Genomic DNA, 20,827 nt, shown 5'->3' on the forward strand with positions numbered 1-20,827 from the left:
TCAGGCCTCCTTCCCGGTGTGCGCGGGCGTGCCCGCCGTCCGCTCAAGCGGGAGGTCGAGGCTGTTGAAGGCGTCCACACCGCGGCGCAGGCTGGTTTCCAGCTGGTGACCGGGCAGGTGCACGTTCAGGCCCGCCAGCAGGGCCGGGTCCTCGGTCCAGCGCGGGCTCACGCCCTCGCCCAGCACCATGGCCAGGCCGGCGCCGATGCGCGCGCGCAAGGCCTCGGGCAGCGGGAAGGCGCTGCTCACGGTGGGGGGCTCGGCGCCGGGCGCGCGGCCCAGCGGGCTCAGTTCCGGCGCCAGGGCTTCGGCCCGGGCGGCCAGATCGGCCAGGAAGAGCTCGACCAGGGCCGCCTCCAGCGCCGGACTGGCCAGGCGCTTCAGGTAGTGGCCCACGAAGCCGGCGGCGCGGGCCTGCAGCTGTCGGTCGGCCTGCTCCTGCCGGGCGCGGGCCTCGCGCAGCAGGCGGGCCTGGGCCTTCTCGCGCTCGGCGCGCAGCTCCTCGTCCAGGGCGGCCAGACGCTGGCTGCGCAGCGTGGCGATCTCCTGCGTCAGGGCCTCGCGGGCGGCCTCGCGCTGGCTGGCCTGCGCCGCTTCCTGGGCGGCCAGCGCCCGGGCCCGGTCGTCCAGGGCCTGCTGGCGGGCGTCCAGCGTGTCGCGCTGCTGCTGCTGGGCCTGGGCCCTTGCCGCCAGGGCGGCCTGCACCGGCTTGAACAGGAAGCGGCGCAGCAGCCACAGCAGCACCGCGAAGTTCAGGATCTCCAGCGCGAAGGTGGTGGCATCGAGGTTCATGGCGGGTCCCGTCGGCGGTGGCCGGCGCTCACTTCAGCAGGTATTCGAGCAGCGGGTTGCGGAACAGGATGATCAGCGCCACCACCAGGCAGTAGATGGCCAGCGACTCGATCATGGCCAGGCCGATGAACAGGGTGCGGCTGATCTCCTTTTCGGCCTCGGGCTGACGTGCCAGCGCGTCCAGGGCCGAGGAGATGGCACGGCCCATGGCCAGGGCCGGGAAGAACACGCCCAGGGCGATGGCCAGCGCGGCCACCACGGTGGAGACGATGGCAAAGAGGTGCAGATCGGTCATGGCGACTCCGGTGCAGAAGAGGAGGAAGTGGGCGAGGAGGGGGATGGCGGCCCCGGCGGCTGGCCTTCGGGCAGGCTGACCTCCAGCGCGGAGCCGACGTAGATCAGCGCCAGCATGCCGAAGATGTAGGCCTGCACCAGGGCCTCGATGACGTGCAGCAGCAAGAGGGGCACCGGCACCAGCAGGCCGGCCACCAGCAGCACCAGCAGCGCGGCCATCTCCAGGCTCATCATGTTGCCGAACAGGCGGATGGCCAGGGCCAGGGTGCGGGTGATCTCGCTGATGATGTGGAAGGGCGCGAGGATGGGGCTGGGCTGGATGTAGTGCCGCAGGTAGGACCGCCAGCCCGCGGCCCGCAGGCCGTAGAGGTGCACCGCGAAGAAGACGATGACCGCCAGCGCGGCGGTGACGGAGAGGTCGCGTGTGGGCGAGCTCAGGCCCGGCACCAGGCCCAGCAGGTTGGACACCGCGATGAACAGCCACAGGCTGCCGATGAAGGGCAGCACCCGGTCCACATGCACCGGGGCCACCACCTCGGCCACCGCGTCATGCATCATCTGCCAGGCCAGTTCCAGCGCGACGGCCGGCGGCCGACCGCCCCGCGGGCCCCAGAACCAGGCGGCCGCGGCCAGGCCCAGCGTGACCACCACCGACAGGCACAGGGTCTCCGACAGGGTGAGCCCGGCCAGGTGCAGCGAGAAGCCTTCGTCCATGTGTGTCGCCCCTGCCCTCAGCGCCCGTGGGTGCGGAAGAACCAGATCACGTTGCCCACGCCCACGGCCAGGCCCAGCAGGATCATGTTGACCGTCCAGCGCACGGTATAGCCCTCGGAGAGGCCGTCCAGCCAGCGGCCCAGGTAGGCGCCGCCCACCAGCGGCACGCACAGCAGCAGGCCGGCCGTGCCACCGGTGACCAGCAGGCCCAGGAAGCCGGCCTTGCGGGCGCGGGCCAGGCGGCCGAGTTGGCGTTCGGCGTTCTGGCGCATCGGATCGGTGCTCCCCTCGTTCGGCTCGTCGCTCATGCACGGCCTCCCGGGGCGGTCTGGGTGAGCTGCTGCAGGCGGCGCATCAGGGCCAGGTCCAGCTGCAGGTGCTCCTCGCGGGTGGACAGGCGCAGGCGCTGGTCGGCCGCGAGCAGCGCGTCCAGGCGCTGCAGCAGCGTGCTCGCGTCGGCGTCCACCAGAAAGCGGCTGCTGACGATGCGCACGGTCTGTCCCCCGTTCTCCCAGGCGCTGCGCAGCAGGCCGCCGGCGCTGGCGCCGCAGCGCCAGTCGGCGTCGGCGGCATCGGAGGCGAGGCGGTAGCGGAACAGGCCCGGCTCCAGCACCGTCATCTGGGCCTCGTGGCGCGGCCACAGCGCGAACTGGCCGCGAGCGTCCTCGGCCACCAGGCGAACCACCCCGTCCAGGCGCCGGACCTGCTGGGCGTCCAGCAGACAGAGGGTGAAGCCGGGGCGGTCCATCGTGCGTCCCGCGGGCTCAGGCGCTGGCCACCGGGGCCGCGGTGGGCGCGGGGGCCGGCATCGCCCCCTGCATGTAGCAGGCGTCCTCGGTGAGGCCGTCGTAGGCGCCGTCCAGGAAACGCTCGCAGTCGGCCAGCAGGGTCTCCAGCGGCACGGTCACGCCGGGCATCCCGGTGTGGTCGGCCACGACCTGGAAGGGCTGGGTCAGGTAGCGCTGCAGGCGGCGGGCGCGGCGCACGGTGCGCTGGTCCTCGGGCGAGAGCTCCTCCAGGCCCAGCATGGCGATGATGTCCTCCAGCGCCTTGTAGCGGGCCAGGTGCTCGCGCACCGCGCCGGCCACCCGGTGGTGGCGCTGGCCGACGATGTGCACGTCCAGCATGCGGCTGTTGGAGGCCAGCGGGTCCACCGCCGGGTAGATGCCGCGGGCGGCCTGCTCGCGCGAGAGCACGACGATGGAATCGAGGTGGGCCTGGATGGCGGCCATCGAGGGATCGCTCATGTCGTCGGCCGGCACGTAGACCGCCTGCACCGAGGTGATGGCCCCCTGCCGGGTGGACAGGATGCGCTCTTCCAGCGTGGCCACCTCGGTCAGCAGCGTGGGCTGGTAGCCGACGCTGGACGGCATGCGGCCCAGCAGGCCGGAGATCTCGGAGCCCGCCTGGACGAAGCGGAACAGGTTGTCCATCAGGAACAGCACCTCGCCGTGGCCGGCATCGCGCAGGGCCTCGGCACAGGCCAGGGCGGTGAAGCCGGTGTGGTAGCGCACGCCCGGGGTCTCGTCCATCTGGCCGAAGACCATCACGGTGCGCTGCATCACGCCGGCATCGCTCATCTCGTGCCACATCTCGTGGCCTTCGCGGATGCGTTCGCCCACCCCGGCGAACACCGACGCCCCCTGGTAGAGCGTGCTGACCGCGTGCATGAATTCCATCATCAGCACCGTCTTGCCCACGCCGGCACCGCCGAACAGCCCGGTCTTGCCGCCGCGCACGAAGGGGCACAGCAGGTCGATCACCTTGATGCCGGTGGGCAGGATCTGCTGGCCGGGCAGGGTGTCGGACAGGCGCGGCGGCGGCGCCATCACCGGGCGGTGCAGCGCCGGGTCCAGCGGCGGCCCGCCATCGAGCGGTCGGCCCTGCACGTCCAGCAGGCGGCCCAGGCAGGCCTCGCCGGCCGGCACGGTCAGCGGCGCGCCGGTGTCGTGGGCGGGCAGGCCGCGGGCCAGGCCCTCGGTGCTTTCCAGCGCGATGGTGCGCACCACGCATTCGGAGACATGCTGCTCCACCACCAGCGTGATCTGGCGCCCGTCCAGGGGCACCTTCAGCACATGGCCCAGCTGCGGCAGGGGCCGCCCCCGCACCGCCACCACCGGGCCGTGCACCGCCACCACCCGGTGTGAGGCGCCGGCCGGGGCAGGCCATGCGGGAGAGAGGGTTCCGTCTGTCATCTGGATCGCGGCCGAAACTCGGAACGTCAGTTTGACGCGCCGCAGCATACGCCCAATTTGCTTTGCATCAAGATAGCCCGTGCGGGGACGTTGTGCACTGGCGAGGCGAGCCGCACCCGCCGGACGGCGAAATCCCTGACTTGCCCCGGTGCCACCGGCTCTGTTAGGATACCCCAATGGGTATCAAAACACACACCACCGGGAGTCGTCCGATGAAGCGTGCCGCATGGTTGGCGTCGATGTGGCTGGGCTGCGCGGCAGCCATGGCCGCCCCCGTCCCCACCGTCACGGTGGGCAGCACCCCGGCCGGGGCCGGCTTCGAGCTGGACGGCACCGTGGAGGCGCTGCGCCAGGCCACGGTGGCCGCCCAGGTGGCGGGCAACGTGACCCAGCTGGCCGTCAAGGCCGGCGACAAGGTGCATGCCGGCCAGTTGCTGGCCCGCATCGATGCGCGCAGCACCAGCGCCGGCCTGCTGCAGAGCGACGCTGCGGTGGCCCAGGCCGAGGCCCAGCTGCAGAACGCCCGGCTCAACGCCCAGCGCCAGCGCGAGTTGCGCCAGCAGGGCTTTGTCAGCCAGTCCGTGGTGGACCAGGCCGACACCAGCCTCAAGGCCGCCCAGGCCGCGCTGGACCAGGCCCGCGGCGCGCGCAGCCAGGCCGCCCTGGCGCGTGGCTTTGCCGATGTGACCGCCCCCTTCGATGGCGTGGTCCAGGCCACCCTGGTGGACACCGGTGACCTGGCCGCGGCCGGCGTCGGCGTGGTGACGATGTACGCCCCCGGCGCGCTGCGCGCCGTGGTGCAGGTGCCGGCCTCGCGCGCGGCCCTGGCCCGCGCCGCCACCCACCCCGAGGTGCGCCTGCCCGATGGGCAGTGGGTGAGCCCGGTGCGCCGCACCGAGCTGCCGGCCACCGACCCGGTGGCCCAGACGGTGGAATGGCGCCTGGACCTGCCCGGTGGCACCGCCCTGTCGCCCGGCCAGAGCCTGCGGGTGCGCTTCGACGCCCCGGCCTCGGCCGCCGTGCCCTCGGTGCTGAGCGTGCCGGCCTCGGCCGTGCTGCGCCGCGGCGAACTGGAAGCCGTCTACGTGGCCCGCCAGGGCCAGTTCGTGCTGCGCTCCGTGCGCCTGGGCACGCCCGGCCCGGGCCAGCAGGTGCCGGTGCTGGCCGGCCTGAAGGCCGGTGAGCAGGTGGCCGCCGACGCGGTGCAGGCCGGCCTGGCCGGCGCCACCCCGGCCGGCGCAGCCCGCTGAGTTCACCGCACACAGCGCGCACGACAGGATCCACGATGAGCCACCCCCACGATCCCAACGACGCCGGCACCGAGCCGGTGCTGGGCATTTCCGGCCGCCTGGCCCGAGCCTTCCAGGCCAATGCCATCACGCCGCTGCTGGCCCTGGTGGCCCTGCTGCTGGGCCTGTTCGCGGTGCTGGTCACCCCGCGCGAGGAAGAGCCGCAGATCAACGTGACCATGGCCAATGTGCTGATCCCCTTCCCGGGGGCCAGCAGCGAGGATGTGCAGGCCATGGTGGCCCGGCCGGCCGAGCAGGTGCTTTCGCAGATCGCCGACATCGAGCACACCTATTCGGTGTCGCAGCCCGGCATGGCCGTGCTGACGGTGCAGTACAAGGTGGGCGTGCCGCGCACCGAGGCCCTGGTGCGCCTGTACGACGTGCTCAACGCCAACTCCGACTGGCTGCCCGCCGGCCTGGGCACCCTCGCCCCCATCGTCAAGCCCAAGGGCATCGACGACGTGCCGGTGCTGGGCATCACCCTGTGGGCCAAGGACGCCCGCAGCGGCGTGGACCTGGAACGGGTGGCCCACACGCTGGAAGCCGAGCTCAAGCGCGTGCCCGGCACCCGCGAGGTGCAGACCATCGGCGGCCCCGGCCGGGCGGTGAACGTGGCGCTGGACCCGTCACGCCTGCGCGAGCGCGGCGTCGATGTGATGTCGCTCAAGGCCAGCCTGCAGGCCGCCAACCAGGGCATGCCCGCCGGCGCGGTGGTGCAGCCCCAGGGCAAGCAGCTGCTGACGGTGGAGACCGGCCAGTTCCTGCGCAATGCCGACGAGGTCGGCGACATCGTGGTGGGCGTGCACGCCGGCAAGCCGGTCTACCTGCGTGAAGTCGCCCAGATCACCCCGGGCGCCGCGCAGCCCGGCCACCTGGTCTGGTACACCCCGGGCAGCGCCCCGCTGTCGCCGGAGGAATCGGCCTCGGCCCCGGCCGGCCAGGTCTACCCGGCCCTGACGATCACCGTCACCAAGAAGCCCGGCCAGAACGCGGTGGACGTGGCTCGCGCGGCCCGCGCCCGGGTGGACGAGCTGCGCAACGCGGTGATCCCGGACGGTGTGGAGGTCAGCATCAGCCGCGACTACGGCGAGACCGCCGCAGAAAAGGCCAACAAGCTGATCCAGAAGCTGATGTTCGCCACCGGTTCGGTGATCCTGCTGGTGGGCATCGCCCTGGGCCGGCGCGAGGCCATCATCGTCGGCTCGGCGGTGATCCTGACGCTGACGGTCACGCTGTTCGCCTCCTGGGCCTGGGGTTTCACCCTGAACCGGGTCTCTCTGTTCGCGCTGATCTTCTCCATCGGCATCCTGGTGGACGACGCCATCGTGGTGGTGGAGAACATCCACCGCCACCAGGCGCTGGACCCGCACAAGCCGCTGCGCGAGATCATCCCGGCGGCGGTGGACGAGGTGGGCGGCCCCACCATCCTGGCCACGATGACCGTGATCGGCGCGCTGCTGCCCATGGCCTTCGTGAGCGGGCTGATGGGCCCGTACATGAGCCCGATCCCGATCAACTCCAGCCTGGGCATGGCGCTGTCGCTGGCCATCGCCTTCACGGTCACGCCCTGGCTGGCCCTGAAGCTGATGAAGCCGCATGCCGGTGAGGGCGATGGCGCCAGGCCGCACACCCCCAGCGGCGCGGCCGGCGTGGGCGCCCGCCTGGGCAACTTCTTCGCCGCCCTGCTCCAGCCCCTGCTGCAGAGCGCGAAGAAGCGCTGGATGCTGCTGGGCGGCATCATGGTGGCCCTGATGCTATCGGTGGGCCTGACGGTGGTCGAGTGGGTGGTGCTGAAGATGCTGCCCTTCGACAACAAGTCGGAGTTCCAGGTCATCGTCAACATGCCGGCCGGCACGCCGCTGGAGGACACCGCCGCCACGCTGCAGGACCTGGGCGCCTTCCTGGCCCGCCAGAACGAGGTGCGCGACCTGCAGGGCTATGCCGGCACGGCCAGCCCCATCACCTTCAACGGCCTGGTGCGCCAGTACTACCTGCGCAGCGAGGCCGACCAGGGCGACCTGCAGGTCAACCTGGTGGACAAGCACCACCGCTCGGAGAAGAGCCACGCCATCGCCCAGCGCCTGCGCCCCGACCTGGAGAAGATCGCCGCCGCCCATGGCGCGCGCATCCAGGTGGTGGAGGTGCCGCCCGGCCCGCCGGTGATGAGCCCGCTGGTGGCCGAGGTCTACGGCCCCGACGAGGCCGGCCGCCAGGCCGTGGCCGCCAAGGTGGCCCAGGCCTTCCACGCCACGCCGGACATCGTCGCCATCGACACCACCCTCAAGGAGAACGCGCCGCGCGCCTTCCTGCGGGTGAACCGCCAGCGCGCCGAATCGGCCGGCATCGCGGTGGCCACGATCGCGCAGACGGTGCAGGCCGCCCTCTCGGGCGCCGACGCAGCCTACCTGCACACCGGCCACGACAAGTACCCGGTGCCGGTGCGGCTGCAGCTGCCGCGCGATAGCCAGATCGGCCTGGACGCGCTGCTGGCCCTGCCGCTCAAGGCCGCCAACGGACAGCTGGTGCCGCTGTCGGAGCTGGTGCGGGTGGAACAGGGCGTGATCGACAAGCCGCTCTACACCAAGGACCTGCACCCGGTCAGCTACGTCTTCGGTGACATGGCCGGCAAGCTCGATTCGCCGCTGTACGGCCTGTTCGCCATCCGACCGCACCTGAAGGACGCGGTGCCGGCCGGCCACGGCACGCTGGGCGAGTACTGGATCCACCAGCCCTCCGACCCCTTCACACAGTACGCGATCAAGTGGGACGGCGAGTGGCAGATCACCTACGAGACCTTCCGCGACATGGGTGCCGCCTATGCGGTGGGCCTGATCCTGATCTACCTGCTGGTGGTGGCGCAGTTCAAGAGCTACGGCACACCGCTGATCATCATGGCGCCCATTCCGCTGACCATCATCGGCGTGATGCCCGGCCATGCGCTGCTGGGTGCGCAGTTCACCGCCACCAGCATGATCGGCATGATCGCGCTGGCCGGCATCATCGTGCGCAACTCCATCCTGCTGGTGGACTTCATCGAGCTGCAGCTGGCCCAGGGCGTGGCCTTCCAGACGGCGGTGATCGAGTCGGCCCGGGTGCGCGCCCAGCCCATCGCCCTGACCGCGCTGGCGGCCATGATCGGCGCCTTCTTCATCCTCGACGACCCGATCTTCAACGGCCTGGCGGTCTCGCTGATCTTCGGCATCCTCGTCTCCACCCTGCTCACGCTGGTGGTCATCCCGGTCCTCTACTACGCGATGCTGCGGCATCGCCATGAAGCTGCGTAACCGCCGTCGCCAGAACGGCATTTCAGGAGACACCCATGGCCCACATCGTCATCATCGGCGCCGGCATCGGCGGCATGCCCTGCGCGTACGAGCTGCGCGAAATGCTCCCCAAGGAGCACCAGATCACCGTGGTCAGCGCGGTGGACTACTTCCAGTTCGTGCCCTCCAACCCCTGGATCGCGGTGGGCTGGCGCCAGCGCGAGGAGATCGTGCTCAAGGTGGGCCCGCTGCTGGAGAAGAAGGGCATTGCCTTCATCCCCTCGGCGGTCTCGGCCATCGACGCGCCGGGCAACCAGCTCACGCTGGCCAACGGCCAGACCCTGGCCTATGACTACCTGGTGATCACCACCGGTCCCAAGCTCAGCTTCGACGAGGTGCCCGGCGCCGGCCCCGCGGCCCACGGTGGCGGCGGCCACACCCACTCCGTCTGCTCGGTGGACTATGCCGAGGCCTTCTGGCGCGACTACCAGGAGTTCCTGAAGAACCCGGGGCCGATCATCGTCGGCGCCATGCCCGGTGCCAGCTGCTTCGGGCCGGCCTACGAGTTCGCCTTCATCGTCGACGCCGACCTGCGCAAGCGCAAGCTGCGCCACAAGGTGCCGATGACCTATGTCACCAGCGAGCCCTACATCGGCCACCTGGGTCTGGGCGGCGTGGGCGACAGCAAGTCCATGCTGGAAAGCGAGCTGCGCAACCACGACATCAAGTGGATCACCAACGCCAAGACCACCCAGGTCGAGGCCGGCAAGCTGTTCACCACCCAGCTCGACGACCAGGGCAATGTGCTCAAGCAGCATGAGCTGCCCTTCAAGCTGGCCATGATGCTGCCGGCCTTCAAGGGCGTCGATCCGGTGGCCGCGGTCCCCAATCTGTGCAACCCGCGCGGCTTCGTGCTGATCGACGAATACCAGCGCAGCAAGGCCTACAAGAACATCTTCTCGGCCGGTGTCTGCGTGGCCATCCCGCCGGTGGAGGTGACCCCGGTGCCCACCGGTGCGCCCAAGACGGGCTACATGATCGAGACCATGACCTCGGCCATCGCCCACAACATCGCCGACGAGCTGGCGGGCCGCCCGGCCACCGCCCAGGGCACCTGGAACGCCATCTGCCTGGCCGACATGGGCGACAGCGGCGCCGCCTTCGTGGCCCTGCCGCAGATCCCGCCGCGCAATGTCAACTGGTTCAAGAAGGGCAAGTGGGTGCACCTGGCCAAGATCGCCTTCGAGAAGTACTTCCTCTCGAAGATGAAATCCGGCAACTCCGAACCCATCTACGAGAAGTACGTGCTCAAGGCCCTGGGCATCGTGCGCCTGACCGACCGCTGATCCACCGTTTTCACTGGGAGCCCCCACCATGACCATCACCCGCCTGCTGCGCATCATCCCCGGCCTGTTCATCCTGCTGTCCCTGGCCCTGGGCGTCGAGGGCAGCCCCCTGTTCGTCAACAAGTGGTGGCTGGCCTTCACCGCCTTCGTCGGCCTGAACCTGCTGCAATTCGGCTTCACCAATGTCTGCCCGATGGCCTTCTTCCTGAAGAAGCTGGGCGTGCCCGAAGGCGACGGCGCGGCCTGCTGCCGCTGACCCCGCCCGGGGGATCGTCCCTGCTGGCCGATCCCCCTTGTCTGACAACCCCCGCGGGAAGACCTCACAATGGCAGCTTCGCAACCGGATTCCACTCCCTCCGGGGAGCCTTGTGCCATGTCGATGTTGACCGACGATAAGACCCGCACCGACCTGCTCAACCGCCTGAAGCGGGCCGAAGGCCAGCTGCGCGGCATCCAGCGCATGATCGAGGAGGGCCAGCCCTGCCAGGACGTCGCCAGCCAGATGGCCGCCGTGCGCAAGGCGCTGGACAGCACCTATGTGCGCATGACCGTGTGCTTCATGGAACAGGAGCTGGGCGCCCACCTGGGCGCCAACACCAAGGGCCGCAAGCAGCTCAGCGAGGTGCTGGGCGAGGTGCAAACCCTGCTGGGCAAGGTGCGCTGAGGCGCCCCGCCCCCTGTTGCCGGAGAACCCGATGAGCCAGGATGCCGTGACCGTCCGCCTGACCCAGGTGCAGGATTACCAGTTCGACGTGGATTTCGGTGCCGGCATCCCGGCGCTGCGCTGCGACGAGCCGCCGCCCCTGGGCCAGAACCAGGGCCCCTCGCCCATGCACCTGCTGGCCGCCGCGGTCGGCAACTGCCTGTCGGACTCGCTGCTGTTCGCGCTGCGCAAGTTCAAGCAGGAGCCCGAGCCGCTGCGCACCGAGGTCTCGGCGGAGGTGGGCCGCAATGCCGAGAACCGCCTGCGGGTGCTGGGCATGCGCGCCACGCTGACGCTGGGCGTGCCCGCCGCCGCGCTGGAGCACCTGGACCGGGTGCTGGCCAGCTTCGAGCAGTACTGCACCGTCACCCAGAGCGTCGCCCAGGGCTTCCCCGTGGAAATCCAGGTGTTCGACGCCACCGGAGCCCGCCTGAAATGACCTCTCCCGAACCCCTGCTGATCGATGTGCGCTCCCCCGGCGAATATGCCGGCGGCTACCTGGATGGCGCGGTGAACCTGCCGCTGGACCAGTTGCAGGCCGGCATCGCCCGGGTCGCCCCCGACCTGGGCCAGCCCATCGTGCTGTACTGCGCCTCGGGCGGCCGCTCGGGCATGGGCTGCATGCTGCTGCAGCAGATGGGCTACCGCCAGGTCAGCAACGGCGGCGGCATCGGCATGCTGGCCATGAGCAGCCAGCGGCCCGTGCGCCGGCTCTGACGTCCCGCCGGCCGCCGCTCAGCGCGGCAGCCGCAGCGTGGCCTCCAGCCCGCCCTCGGGGTGGTTGCGCAGGCTCAGCGTGCCCCCCGCCCCTTCCGCGATCTGGCGGGCGATCGCCAGCCCCAGCCCTGTGCCGCCGGTGACCCGGTTGCGCGAGGCCTCCAGGCGGAAGAAGGGCTCGAACACCTGCTCCAAGGCCTCGGGCGGCAAGCCCGGGCCGGCGTCGCGCACGCGGATCGTCACGGCCTCGGGGCTGTCCTGCACGCTCAGCAGCGCACGCTGGCCATAGAGCACCGCGTTGTCGACCAGGTTGTTGACGCAGCGCCGCAGCGCGGCCGCCCCGCCCGGCCAGGGCCGCTCGCAGGCCCCCTCCAGCTGCACGTCGCGCCCCATGGCCTGCTGGTCGGACTGCAGGCTCTCCAGCAGGGCCATCACGTCCACCGGCCGACCCTCCTGGGCCTGCTCCAGGCCGCGCAGGTGGTCCAGCGCATCGCCCACCAGCTGGCTCATCTCGTCCAGGTCGTGCTCCATGCGTTCGCGCAGGTCCTCGTCGTCCAGCATCTCGGCGCGCAAGCGCATGCGGGTCAGCGGGGTCTTCAGGTCGTGCGAGACGGCCGCCAGCATCCGGGTGCGCCCCTCCAGCGTGCGGCGCAGGCGCTGCTGCATGCGGTTGAAGGCGCGGTTGGCCCGCGCCACCTCTTGTGGCCCGGTTTCGGGCAGGGGGGCCTGCGTCAGGTCCTGGCCCAGGCCGTCGGCCGCGCGGGCCAGGTCGGCCAGGGGGCGGGTGACCCGCCGCACCGCCCACCAGCTCAGGGCCGCCACGGTGAGGGCCAGCACCAGCAGCGACACCGGCACCCGCCAGGGCAGCGAAGTGTCTTCGGGCAGCGGCCGGTTCTCCAGCCGCAGCCACTGCCCACCCTGCAAGGGCACCTGGGCCACGAAGACCAGCCCGGCATGGTGGCGCCAGCGCTCGGCCCGCTGGGCCCGCCAGGCGGCGCGGGGGTCGGCCGACGAGGCGGCCGACGGCGGGGAGGGTGGGGCCGCGGGCCCGTCGGCCAGCGGTCCGGGCCGTTGCGGCGGCGGCGTGATCTGCCAGGCGGCCAGCTCGAAGGGGCGCCCGTCACCCAGGCCCTGGCGCAGGCCCTGGCGGTAGAGCGCCAGCGCCGTCTCGGGCGCGGCGGTGGCGGCCGGTCCCGGCGCCTGCAAGGGCTCGGGGGCCTCCAGCAGGCGCACCCGCAGCGGCGGGGCGTCCATCAGGCGCACGAAGCGCTGGCGTTCGCCGGCGTCCAGCGTGTCCAGCAGCAGCACCAGGTCCGCCACCCGGCGCGCAGGCTGCAGGCCGGTGCTGCGCTGCACCACCCGGTCGCGCTCGGCCAGATTGATCCACAGACTCAGGCCCTGCCCGGCCACCAGGCCGATCAGCAGCACGCCCAGCAGGCGGCCGTACAGGGTGCGGGGCCACCAGGGCCCGGCCCAGCACCCGCCGCGGGCGGCGCCGGCCGTGTCCGGGCCGCTCATGCGAGCACCGTCACCGGTGCGGCCAGCACATAGCCTTCGCCCCGCACCGTCTTGATGACCCGCGGGTCGCGCGAGTCATCCCCCAGGCGGTGGCGCAGGCGGCTGATCTGCACGTCGATCGCCCGGTCCAGCGGGTCGGCCTCGCGGCCCTGGGTCAGGTCCAGCAACTGGTCACGGTTGAGCACCCGGTTGGGATGGGCCAGCAGCACGCGCAGCAGCTTGTACTCGGCGCCGCTCAGGGCCACCACCACGCCCTCGGGGGATTCGAGCTGGCGAGCCTGGGTGTCCAGCACCCAGCCAGCGAACTGCAGGCGCCGGGCGCTGTCGGGCTGCAGATTGGCCGGCAGGCTGCGGGCCCGGCGCAGGATGACCTTGATGCGCGCCAGCAGCTCGCGGGCACTGAAGGGCTTGGGCAGGTAGTCGTCGGCGCCCATCTCCAGGCCCACGATGCGGTCGGTCTCCTCCCCGCGGGCGGTCAGCATCACCACCGGGATGTCGGATCTCGCCCGCAGGTCGCGGCACAGGGTCAGGCCATCCTCGCCGGGCAGCATCAGGTCCAGCACGACGAGGTCGAAGCGCGTGGCCTCCAGCGCCCGCCACATGGCCCGACCGTCGCCCACGGCGCTGACCTTGAAGCCGTTGCGCCCCAGGTAGGTGGCCAGCAGAGTGCGGATCTCGGCGTCGTCATCGACGATCAGCACATGGTCGGGGCCGTCGGTGCGGCCATCCTGCGGGGACAGCAAGGGAGCATTCATGGGCGTGATTGCAACGTCAAGCCGGCCGGCTGACCAGCGGTTTTGTAACGCAGCATGTCAAGCGGCCGATCAGCAAACCAGGTTGACAAAAATGGCCTGGCCCGACATGCGCGGCTGACATCGGGGCGGTGCAATGGAGCCCATCACGACACAACCCCAGGAGATTGTCGCCATGCGCCGACTCACCGCTTCCCCCTCCCGCCGCCTGCTGCCCGTCGTGGCCGGTGCGGCCTTGTCCCTGGGCCTGCTGGCCGCCCAGGCCCAGCCCGCCAGCGCCCCGGCGGCACCCCAGCCGGGCACCTCGGCCCCGGCCAAGGGCTGGCACCACCGCGGCGAGCGCGGCAGCTTCGACCCCGTGGCGCGGGCCCAGGACCACCTGGCCCGGCTGAAGGCCGATCTGAAAATCACCCCCGACCAGGACAAGGCCTGGCAGGGCTTTGCCACCCAGGTGACCCAGCAGGCCGAGACGATGAAGAAGCGCTTTGCCCAGCGCCCGGACCCGAAGGCCGAGGCCCAGATGCATGCCCCCGAACGCATGGCCCGGCAGCTGGCCCAGATGCAGGAGCACCTGAAGGACATGCAGGCCATGCGGGATCGGGTGGCGGACCTCTACGCCGTGCTCACGCCCGCGCAGCAGACCCTGGCCGACCAGCACTTCGCCCGCATGGGTCACGAGATGCGCGAACGCATGGAACATGGCATGGGCCGTCCCGGTCCGATGGGCCCCGGCATGGACCCGGGCCCGCGCGACGGCGGCCCCGACATGCCGCGCTGAGGCGCGGTCGCGCCGGCCTGGGGCCGGCCTGGCCGGTTCAGTCGACGGCGCCGGGCCGGTCGAACTGCCAGAGCACCCAGACCAGGCCCAGGCTGGCCGGCGGCATCAGCCAGGGGTTGACGATGCCCCCCACCAGCGGTGCGACCATCAGGAAGGTGCGCAGGCCCCAGCCGTACAGGTAGCCGGCGCGGGTCAGGTAGTCGGTGGCCAGCGGACCCAGGGCCATGCGCTCGGGTGAGCCCGCGGGCATGGACATCGCGAAGCCCGCATGGTTGTAGTAGCGCATCGACAAGGCCGAGCAGACGAAGGAGCTGAACAGCACCACCATCAGCGCCGGCCCCAGGATGTCCAGCGGCGCCATCGCGCTCGGACGCAGGGTGTGCAGGCCGGCGGCCAGCTGGGTGCCCGCCAGACTGACCGCGCCCATCATGCACAGCGCCGCGGTGGAGGCCGAGATGGTGGCCGACATCAGCGAGTTGCGCAGGGTCTGCACCGCGACGATCTCGAACCCGGGCTTCTCGGCCAGCGCCCGCACCCAGTCCGCCCGCATGCGCGCATGGGCGGCCCGAGCCACCCGCTCGGGCTCGCGCCGGCCCATCACCAGCACCCGCAGCTCGTAGAGCAGCACGATGATGCAGCCGAGCACCAGACCGGCCCAGGTGCTCCAGGTCTCCGCCCCGTTCACGGGCGCATTCCGACATAGCGGGTGACCCGGGCCGCGCCCTGGTGGCCGGGGCCCTCGTCCAGCAGCACCTCGGCCTCCTCGCCCAGCTGCTCGGTCAGCAGGCCGGCGAAGTCCTCTCGCAGGGCCGCCAAGCTCATCAGCATGTCCGGATCGCGCGGGCCGCCGCTGCTGTGGCCCAGCTGTGCCGGGTGGAAGGCCTCGATCAGCAGGCGCCCCCCCGGCCGCAGACCCTGCACCAGCCGGCGGTGCAGACCGGTGCGCAAGGCCGAGGGCAGATGGACATAGACCAGCACCACGGCATCGAACGCCTGGGACTCGGGGGCCCAGTGGCCCAGGTCGGCCTGCTCGCCCGACCAGCGCGCCGCCACGCTGCGCTGCGCGGCCAGTCCGGCCGCCTTGGCCAGACCCACGGCCGAACTGTCCACCGCCAGCACCCGATGGCCCTGCTCGGCCAGCCAGACGCTGTTGCGGCCCTCGCCGTCGCCCGGCAGCAGCACCCGGCCCGCCGGCCAGGCCTGCGCCTGCTGCCGCAGAAAGGCATTGGCTTGCAGGCCATACTTGAAGCCGGGCTCGGCAAAACGCTCATCCCAGAATTGACTCATTGCACGAACGGTTGTTGGTGAGGGACTAATATACCCACCACGGTATCAAGACCAGAGGACGGCCCGCGATGACCCCACAGGCACAGATCGAATCATTCCACGACCCCGCGACCCACACCTTCAGCCATCTGGTGCTGGACCCGGTCACGCGGGACTGCGCCCTGATCGATACGGTACTCGATTACGACCCGGCCTCCGGCCGCACATCCACCACCAGCGCCCAGCGCCTGCTGGACCGGGTGCAGGCCCTGCAGGCCCGGGTGGTGTGGATCCTGGAAACCCATGTGCACGCCGACCACCTCTCGGCCGCCGCCTGGCTGAAGGAACGGCTGGGCGGGCAGATCGGCGTGGGCGAGCACATCGTCACGGTGCAGCAGACCTTCGGGCGCCTGTTCAATGCCGAACCGTCCTTCGTGCCGGACGGTCGGGCCTTCGACCACCGCTTCGCCGACGACGAGGTCTTCCAGATCGGCACGCTGCGCCTGCGCGCCCTGCACACCCCCGGCCACACCCCCGCCTGCATGAGCTACCTGCTGGAGGACGCCGACCGGCCGGTGGCCTTCGTCGGCGACACCCTGTTCCGGCCGGACTACGGCAGTGCCCGTTGCGACTTCCCCGGTGGCGACGCCGCCGCGCTGTACCGCTCGGTGCGCCGCCTGCTGGCCCTGCCACCGCAGACCCTGCTGTACTTCTGCCACGATTACCCGTCCGCCGGCCAGGAGCCCCGGCTCAGCAGCACGGTGGCCGAGCAGCGCGCGGCCAACATCCACCTGCATGACGGGGTGACCGAGGCCGAGTTCGTGGCGATGCGCCGCCAGCGCGACGCCACATTGGCCATGCCCACGCTGCTGCTGCCCTCGGTGCAGGTCAACATGCGGGCCGGCCACCTGCCGCCCGCCGAAGACAATGGCACCCGTTACCTCAAGATCCCCCTCGACCGGCTCTGACCCATGGCGTCCTCCCCCACCCCGCTCAAGCACCTGGCCCCCGGCTGGTTCGCCATTCCCATGGGCCTGTGCGGCCTCTCGCTCGCCTGGTGGCGGGCCGCCCCTCTGATGGGCGAGATGGCCACCGGCATCGCCCTGGTCTGCGGCCTGGCCGCGGCGCTGGCCTGGGCGGCGCTGGGGGTGGCCAGCCTGCTGCGCTGGCAGCACTACCCCCAGGCCTGGGCCGAAGACCTGAAGCACCCGGTGCGGCACACCCTGGTGGCCACTCTGCCGGTGGCCACTCTGCTGCTGGCCACGGTGGGCGTGCTGGCCCTCGGGCCGCACCCGGCCGTGCGGCTGCTGTGGTGGCTGGGCTCGCTGGGGCAGTTCGGCGTCACGCTGTGGGTGATGGCCCGCTGGTGGCGGCCCAGGGAACAAGGTGGCCTGGCCCGGCCCAGCATCACGCCAGCCCTGCTGATCCCGGTGGTGGGCAATGTGGTGGCGCCGCTGGGCGGCGTGGCGCTGGGTCATGGCGAGTGGGCCACCGCCCAGTTCGGCATCGGCCTGCTGCTGTGGCCGGTGGTGCTGGCCCTGCTGGGGGCCCGCAGCCTGGTCCAGGGCCCGATGCCCGAGCGCCTGCTGCCCACCGCCTTCATCCTGATCGCGCCACCGGCCGTCTGCGGCAGCGCGGTGATGGAGCTGGGCGCCCCGCTGGCCCTGGGCTGGCTGTTCTGGGGCATGGCCCTGTTCGCCCTGGGCTGGGCCGCCACGCTGGCGCGCCGCCTGCAGCCCCTGGCCTTTTCGGTGATGCACTGGGCGCTGTCCTTCCCGCTGGCCGCCCTGGCCAGCCTGACCCTGCGCCTGGCCCAGCCCGGTGGGCTGCTGGCGGTGCTGGGCCCGGTGCTGCTGGCCCTGTGCTCGCTGATCATCCTGGGCCTGCTGATGGCCACCTGGCGCGGCCTGCGCGAGGGCAGCCTGCTGGCGCCCGAGCCGGTGGCCCAGATCATCCCCTCGAGCGCCTGAGCGCAATGGCGGTGGCACACTGCCGGCCATGTCCACCGCCGAGTCCTCCCCGTCTTCCTCGCCCGCCCTGCTGCTGGCCTGCCTGTGCGCGGCCTGGTGCCCCACCTGCGTGAGCTACCAGGAGGCCTTCCAGGCCCTGGCCGCCCAGCACCCCGAGGCGCGCCTGGTGTGGATCGACATCGAGGACCATGCCGACGCGCTGGAGGCCGGCGACGAGGACATCCCGGACATCGAGAACTTCCCCACGCTGCTGTTGCTGCGCGATGGGCAAGCGGTGTTCCACGGCACGGTGCTGCCGCACGCCCAGGTGGCCGAGCGCCTGCTGCAGCAGGCCCCCAGCCTGCGGCCGCTGGCCGACGCGTCGGTGCGGGCTCTGGCACGCGCGGTGGCCGGTCTGGCGGCCGACCCGGCCCTGGACATGGGCTGAAGCCCGGCCTGGGGGCCCATATGCACCCACCGGGCTTGCTTGCGCGAAAGAAGTCGTTCCCCGCAGAAGGACCTGGCCGGATCATGGACTGACTTCCCCCGCCGAAGGAGGCATGTCATGTCCACCACGACGCACCCCGCCACGCTGGCCCTGACCCTAGACCCCACGACCTGGTCGACCCAGTGGCTGCAGCAGCATCCCCGTCTCTTGCTCACCCTGGGTCGCCAGCTTCGCGTGGCCGGCTATCGCCTGGACCCCGCCGACCTGACCGCCGCGCTGTTGAACGACGGCCAGGCCGATGCCACCGACGCCTGCGGCCAGCGGGTGGCCGTGCGCATGCGCCTGGCCCTGCAGCTGGACGTGGAGCAGGCCGCCTGAAGCGCGCCCCCGGACGCGCCCTCGCCGCGCTTGTGCGCAGCCGGCATAAGGAAGCGCGTTTTGATTCGTTCCTCGCTGCAAGCGGGCTTCCTAGCATGGGACGCATCCCATCCCACCTGCCGCCCCGCGGCCACAAAGGAAGCCCATGCCGTCCCGCCGTTCCGCCCTGTCCCGCCTGAGCCACCTGGCCCTGGCCACCACCCTGGCCGCCACCGCCCTGCCCAGCTTCGCCAAGGACATCACGCTGCTCAATGTGTCCTACGACCCGACGCGTGAGCTCTACCAGGACTACAACAAGACCTTCGCCGCCCACTGGAAGGGCAAGACCGGCGACGTGGTGACGGTCAAGCAGTCGCATGGCGGCTCGGGCAAGCAGGCCCGCTCGGTCATCGACGGCCTGGAGGCCGATGTGGTCACCCTGGCGCTGGGCTACGACATCGACGAGCTGCACGGCGTGGCCAAGCTGATCCCGGCCGACTGGCAGAAGCGCCTGCCCCACAACAGCTCGCCCTACACCTCGACCATCGTGTTCCTGGTGCGCAAGGGCAACCCCAAGGGCATCCAGGACTGGGACGACCTGGTCAAGCCGGGCGTGAGCGTGATCACCCCCAACCCCAAGACCTCGGGCGGTGCGCGCTGGAACTACCTGGCGGCCTGGGGCTACGCCCTGAAGAAGCCGGGCGGCAGCGAGGCCCAGGCCAAGGCCTTCGTGACATCGCTGTTCAAGAACGTGCCGGTGCTGGATTCCGGCGCCCGCGGCGCCACCACGACCTTCGTGGAGCGCGGCATCGGCGACGTGCTGATCGCCTGGGAGAACGAGGCCTTCCTGGCCGTCAAGGAGCTGGGCCCGGACAAGTTCCAGATCGTCGTGCCCTCGGTCAGCATCCTGGCCGAGCCGCCGGTCGCGGTGGTGGACAAGGTGGTGGACAAGCACGGCACCCGGGCCGTGGCCCAGGCCTACCTGGAGTACCTGTACTCGCCGGAAGGCCAGAAGATCGCCGGCGAGAACTACTACCGCCCGGTGGACCCGAAGGTGGCCGCGCAGTTCGACAAGCTCTTTCCCAAGCTCAAGCTCTTCACCATCGACGACACCTTCGGCGGCTGGGCCAAGGCCCAGTCCACCCACTTCAAGGACGGCGGCGTCTTCGACGCGATCTACGCGAAGAAGTGAGCCCCGGCCCTGGGGGCACTCAGGCGCGGGGCAGCGCCGCCTCGATGTCCGCGGCCAGGCTTTCGGGCTTGTCCAGCGGGGCGTAGCGGCGCCGCACCCGACCGTCCGGGTCGACCAGGAACTTGGTGAAGTTCCACTTGATGCCCTCGGTGCCCAGCAGCCCGGGGGCTTCGTGCTTGAGCCAGCGGTACAGCGGGTGGGTGTCGGCCCCGTTCACCGCGATCTTGGCGAACATCGGGAAGCTGACCTCGTAGCGCAGGCTGCAGAACTGGCGGATCTCCTGGGCATCGCCCGGCTCCTGGTGGCCGAACTGGTCGCAGGGAAAGCCCAGCACCGCAAAGCCCTGGGGCCCGAAGCGGCGCTGCAAGGCCTCCAGCCCCGCGTACTGGGGCGTGAAGCCGCATTGACTGGCGACATTGACCACCAGCAGGGCCTGGCCCGCGTGGTCGCGCAGGTTGGCGGCCTGACCGTCCAGCGTGGTCAGCGGGATGTCCGGCAGCGCGCTCATGCGGCCACCTCCACCAGGGCCTGCAACTGTGCGGCGGCCTGCTGCACCGCCGGCCGCGCGCGCATGCGCTCGCGGTGTTCCAGCAGCCAGGGGAAGGCGGCGGTGTCCACGCCATCGCCCTCCAGCCATTCGCCGATCGTGTAGAGATAGGGGTCGGCCACGGTGTACTGGCTGCCGAACACCCAGGGACCCTGCCACCAGTCGCGGCCGATCAGCGTGAAGGCCTCCTGCATGTTGGGGCCGACCTTGGCCTTCATCGGCTCCCAGCTCGCCGGGTCGTCGGACCAGCGCGCGCCGCGGAACTTGTGCGCATGGGCCACATGCACCGTGCTGGCCAGGTAGCTGTGGAAGGCCTGCAGGCGGGCCCAGGCGAAGGCGTCGTCCAACGGTGCCAGCCGGGCCTCGGGAAAGGACTGGGCGACGAAGGCCAGCAGGGCCGGCGTCTCCACCAGGGGGCCGCGCTCGGTGACCAGGGCCGGCACGCGGCCCAGCGGGTTCACGGCCAGAAAGGCCGGGCTGCGCTGCTGGCCACTGGCGAAGTCCACCCGCCGCAGCTGGACGGGCGCCTGCGCCTCGCACAGCGCGATGTGGGTGGCCTGGGCACAGGTGCCGGGGGCCAGGTAGAGGGTCCAGTGGCGGGGATCCATGGTCGTTCCTCGGTCGGTCATGACAGGCCGGCGATTGTGGGGCGGATCGCGCCGCCCTGCACAAGGCAACGTCTTTCGCATATCGAAGCGCGTTTTGAT

At 71.3% G+C, this 20,827-nt stretch carries 25 protein-coding genes; 13 read left to right on the forward strand and 12 right to left on the reverse strand.

From position 1 onward, the window contains the following. Genes LRM40_RS17125 through atpD form a run of 6 tightly spaced genes read right to left on the reverse strand, consistent with a single transcriptional unit; the run spans window position 1 to window position 3,995 of the window. Complete coding sequence (locus tag LRM40_RS17125; protein ID WP_151125796.1) at window positions 1–792, reverse strand: hypothetical protein; 792 nt, start codon at window positions 790–792, stop codon at window positions 1–3. Window positions 793–820: 28 nt separating this feature from the next. Continuing rightward, window positions 821–1,087, reverse strand: coding sequence for a F0F1 ATP synthase subunit C (locus tag LRM40_RS17130; RefSeq protein WP_022980745.1), 267 nt, complete (start codon window positions 1,085–1,087; stop codon window positions 821–823). After that, window positions 1,084–1,800, reverse strand: coding sequence for a F0F1 ATP synthase subunit A (locus tag LRM40_RS17135; RefSeq protein WP_151125795.1), 717 nt, complete (start codon window positions 1,798–1,800; stop codon window positions 1,084–1,086). The genes LRM40_RS17130 and LRM40_RS17135 overlap by 4 nt, the downstream gene beginning before the upstream one ends. 17 nt (window positions 1,801–1,817) lie before the next feature. Further along, complete coding sequence (locus LRM40_RS17140; protein WP_211373067.1) at window positions 1,818–2,108, reverse strand: AtpZ/AtpI family protein; 291 nt, start codon at window positions 2,106–2,108, stop codon at window positions 1,818–1,820. Next, window positions 2,105–2,548, reverse strand: coding sequence for a hypothetical protein (locus LRM40_RS17145; protein WP_151125794.1), 444 nt, complete (start codon window positions 2,546–2,548; stop codon window positions 2,105–2,107). The genes LRM40_RS17140 and LRM40_RS17145 overlap by 4 nt, the downstream gene beginning before the upstream one ends. 16 nt (window positions 2,549–2,564) lie before the next feature. Further along, window positions 2,565–3,995, reverse strand: a complete 1,431-nt coding sequence (gene atpD, locus LRM40_RS17150; protein ID WP_151125793.1) for a F0F1 ATP synthase subunit beta — start codon at window positions 3,993–3,995, stop codon at window positions 2,565–2,567. A gap of 212 nt (window positions 3,996–4,207) precedes the next feature. Between atpD and LRM40_RS17155 the strand changes: the two genes are divergently transcribed. The 7 genes from LRM40_RS17155 to LRM40_RS17185 all read left to right on the forward strand — a co-directional run bounded on the left by LRM40_RS17155 (window position 4,208) and on the right by LRM40_RS17185 (window position 11,313). Beyond that, on the forward strand, window positions 4,208–5,245 hold the full coding sequence (locus tag LRM40_RS17155) for an efflux RND transporter periplasmic adaptor subunit (RefSeq protein ID WP_231067618.1): 1,038 nt from the start codon (window positions 4,208–4,210) through the stop codon (window positions 5,243–5,245). A 35-nt stretch (window positions 5,246–5,280) separates the two neighbouring features. Next, window positions 5,281–8,568 carry an efflux RND transporter permease subunit gene (locus LRM40_RS17160; protein ID WP_151125791.1) on the forward strand — a complete coding sequence of 1,096 codons (3,288 nt, stop codon included), beginning with the start codon at window positions 5,281–5,283 and terminating at the stop codon, window positions 8,566–8,568. Window positions 8,569–8,603: 35 nt separating this feature from the next. Then, entirely contained in the window at window positions 8,604–9,893 is a 1,290-nt protein-coding gene (locus tag LRM40_RS17165; RefSeq protein ID WP_151125790.1) for an NAD(P)/FAD-dependent oxidoreductase, read from the forward strand. 28 nt (window positions 9,894–9,921) lie between these two features. Beyond that, complete coding sequence (locus LRM40_RS17170; protein ID WP_151125789.1) at window positions 9,922–10,149, forward strand: YgaP family membrane protein; 228 nt, start codon at window positions 9,922–9,924, stop codon at window positions 10,147–10,149. 117 nt (window positions 10,150–10,266) lie between these two features. Next, the gene (locus tag LRM40_RS17175) at window positions 10,267–10,557 is read left to right on the forward strand and encodes a metal-sensing transcriptional repressor (RefSeq protein WP_151125788.1); all 291 of its coding nucleotides are present in this window, start codon (window positions 10,267–10,269) and stop codon (window positions 10,555–10,557) included. A 31-nt stretch (window positions 10,558–10,588) separates the two neighbouring features. Further along, entirely contained in the window at window positions 10,589–11,035 is a 447-nt protein-coding gene (locus tag LRM40_RS17180) for an OsmC family protein (protein ID WP_151125787.1), read from the forward strand. Continuing rightward, complete coding sequence (locus LRM40_RS17185; protein WP_151125786.1) at window positions 11,032–11,313, forward strand: rhodanese-like domain-containing protein; 282 nt, start codon at window positions 11,032–11,034, stop codon at window positions 11,311–11,313. Before LRM40_RS17180 ends, LRM40_RS17185 begins: the two co-directional genes overlap by 4 nt. 18 nt (window positions 11,314–11,331) lie before the next feature. Here the strand turns inward: LRM40_RS17185 and LRM40_RS17190 are convergent, their stop codons facing one another. Continuing rightward, on the reverse strand, window positions 11,332–12,831 hold the full coding sequence (locus tag LRM40_RS17190) for an ATP-binding protein (protein WP_231067619.1): 1,500 nt from the start codon (window positions 12,829–12,831) through the stop codon (window positions 11,332–11,334). Beyond that, a complete protein-coding gene (locus LRM40_RS17195; protein ID WP_151125159.1) occupies window positions 12,828–13,586 on the reverse strand; it encodes a response regulator in 759 nt (252 codons plus the stop codon). Before LRM40_RS17195 ends, LRM40_RS17190 begins: the two co-directional genes overlap by 4 nt. A 172-nt stretch (window positions 13,587–13,758) precedes the next feature. On the opposite strand from LRM40_RS17195, the gene LRM40_RS17200 reads away from it, so the two are divergent. Beyond that, the gene (locus tag LRM40_RS17200; protein ID WP_170288929.1) at window positions 13,759–14,361 is read left to right on the forward strand and encodes a Spy/CpxP family protein refolding chaperone; all 603 of its coding nucleotides are present in this window, start codon (window positions 13,759–13,761) and stop codon (window positions 14,359–14,361) included. Between the two features lie 37 nt (window positions 14,362–14,398). Here the strand turns inward: LRM40_RS17200 and LRM40_RS17205 are convergent, their stop codons facing one another. Together LRM40_RS17205 and LRM40_RS17210 are read right to left on the reverse strand one after the other, a co-directional pair. Then, entirely contained in the window at window positions 14,399–15,046 is a 648-nt protein-coding gene (locus LRM40_RS17205) for a DUF599 domain-containing protein (RefSeq protein WP_231067620.1), read from the reverse strand. After that, on the reverse strand, window positions 15,043–15,648 hold the full coding sequence (locus LRM40_RS17210) for a class I SAM-dependent methyltransferase (protein WP_151125161.1): 606 nt from the start codon (window positions 15,646–15,648) through the stop codon (window positions 15,043–15,045). The genes LRM40_RS17205 and LRM40_RS17210 overlap by 4 nt, the downstream gene beginning before the upstream one ends. 68 nt (window positions 15,649–15,716) lie before the next feature. On the opposite strand from LRM40_RS17210, the gene LRM40_RS17215 reads away from it, so the two are divergent. From LRM40_RS17215 to LRM40_RS17235, 5 genes are all read left to right on the forward strand, one after another. After that, complete coding sequence (locus LRM40_RS17215) at window positions 15,717–16,595, forward strand: MBL fold metallo-hydrolase (protein ID WP_151125162.1); 879 nt, start codon at window positions 15,717–15,719, stop codon at window positions 16,593–16,595. A 3-nt stretch (window positions 16,596–16,598) separates the two neighbouring features. Further along, window positions 16,599–17,597 carry an SLAC1 anion channel family protein gene (locus LRM40_RS17220; protein ID WP_151125163.1) on the forward strand — a complete coding sequence of 333 codons (999 nt, stop codon included), beginning with the start codon at window positions 16,599–16,601 and terminating at the stop codon, window positions 17,595–17,597. A 28-nt stretch (window positions 17,598–17,625) separates the two neighbouring features. Then, entirely contained in the window at window positions 17,626–18,024 is a 399-nt protein-coding gene (locus LRM40_RS17225) for a thioredoxin family protein (protein WP_151125164.1), read from the forward strand. Window positions 18,025–18,141: 117 nt separating this feature from the next. Further along, window positions 18,142–18,402 (forward strand): hypothetical protein, encoded by a 261-nt coding sequence (locus LRM40_RS17230; RefSeq protein ID WP_151125165.1) that lies wholly within the window; start codon window positions 18,142–18,144, stop codon window positions 18,400–18,402. 145 nt (window positions 18,403–18,547) lie between these two features. Next, complete coding sequence (locus LRM40_RS17235; RefSeq protein ID WP_151125166.1) at window positions 18,548–19,573, forward strand: sulfate ABC transporter substrate-binding protein; 1,026 nt, start codon at window positions 18,548–18,550, stop codon at window positions 19,571–19,573. Between the two features lie 19 nt (window positions 19,574–19,592). Here the strand turns inward: LRM40_RS17235 and LRM40_RS17240 are convergent, their stop codons facing one another. Then, complete coding sequence (locus LRM40_RS17240) at window positions 19,593–20,081, reverse strand: glutathione peroxidase (protein WP_151125167.1); 489 nt, start codon at window positions 20,079–20,081, stop codon at window positions 19,593–19,595. After that, window positions 20,078–20,728 (reverse strand): glutathione S-transferase family protein, encoded by a 651-nt coding sequence (locus LRM40_RS17245; RefSeq protein WP_151125168.1) that lies wholly within the window; start codon window positions 20,726–20,728, stop codon window positions 20,078–20,080. The genes LRM40_RS17240 and LRM40_RS17245 overlap by 4 nt, the downstream gene beginning before the upstream one ends. Between the last annotated feature and the right edge of the window lie 99 nt (window positions 20,729–20,827).

Origin of the sequence: Ideonella dechloratans (assembly GCF_021049305.1) — a bacterium.
Lineage (GTDB): Bacteria > Pseudomonadota > Gammaproteobacteria > Burkholderiales > Burkholderiaceae_C > Ideonella > Ideonella dechloratans.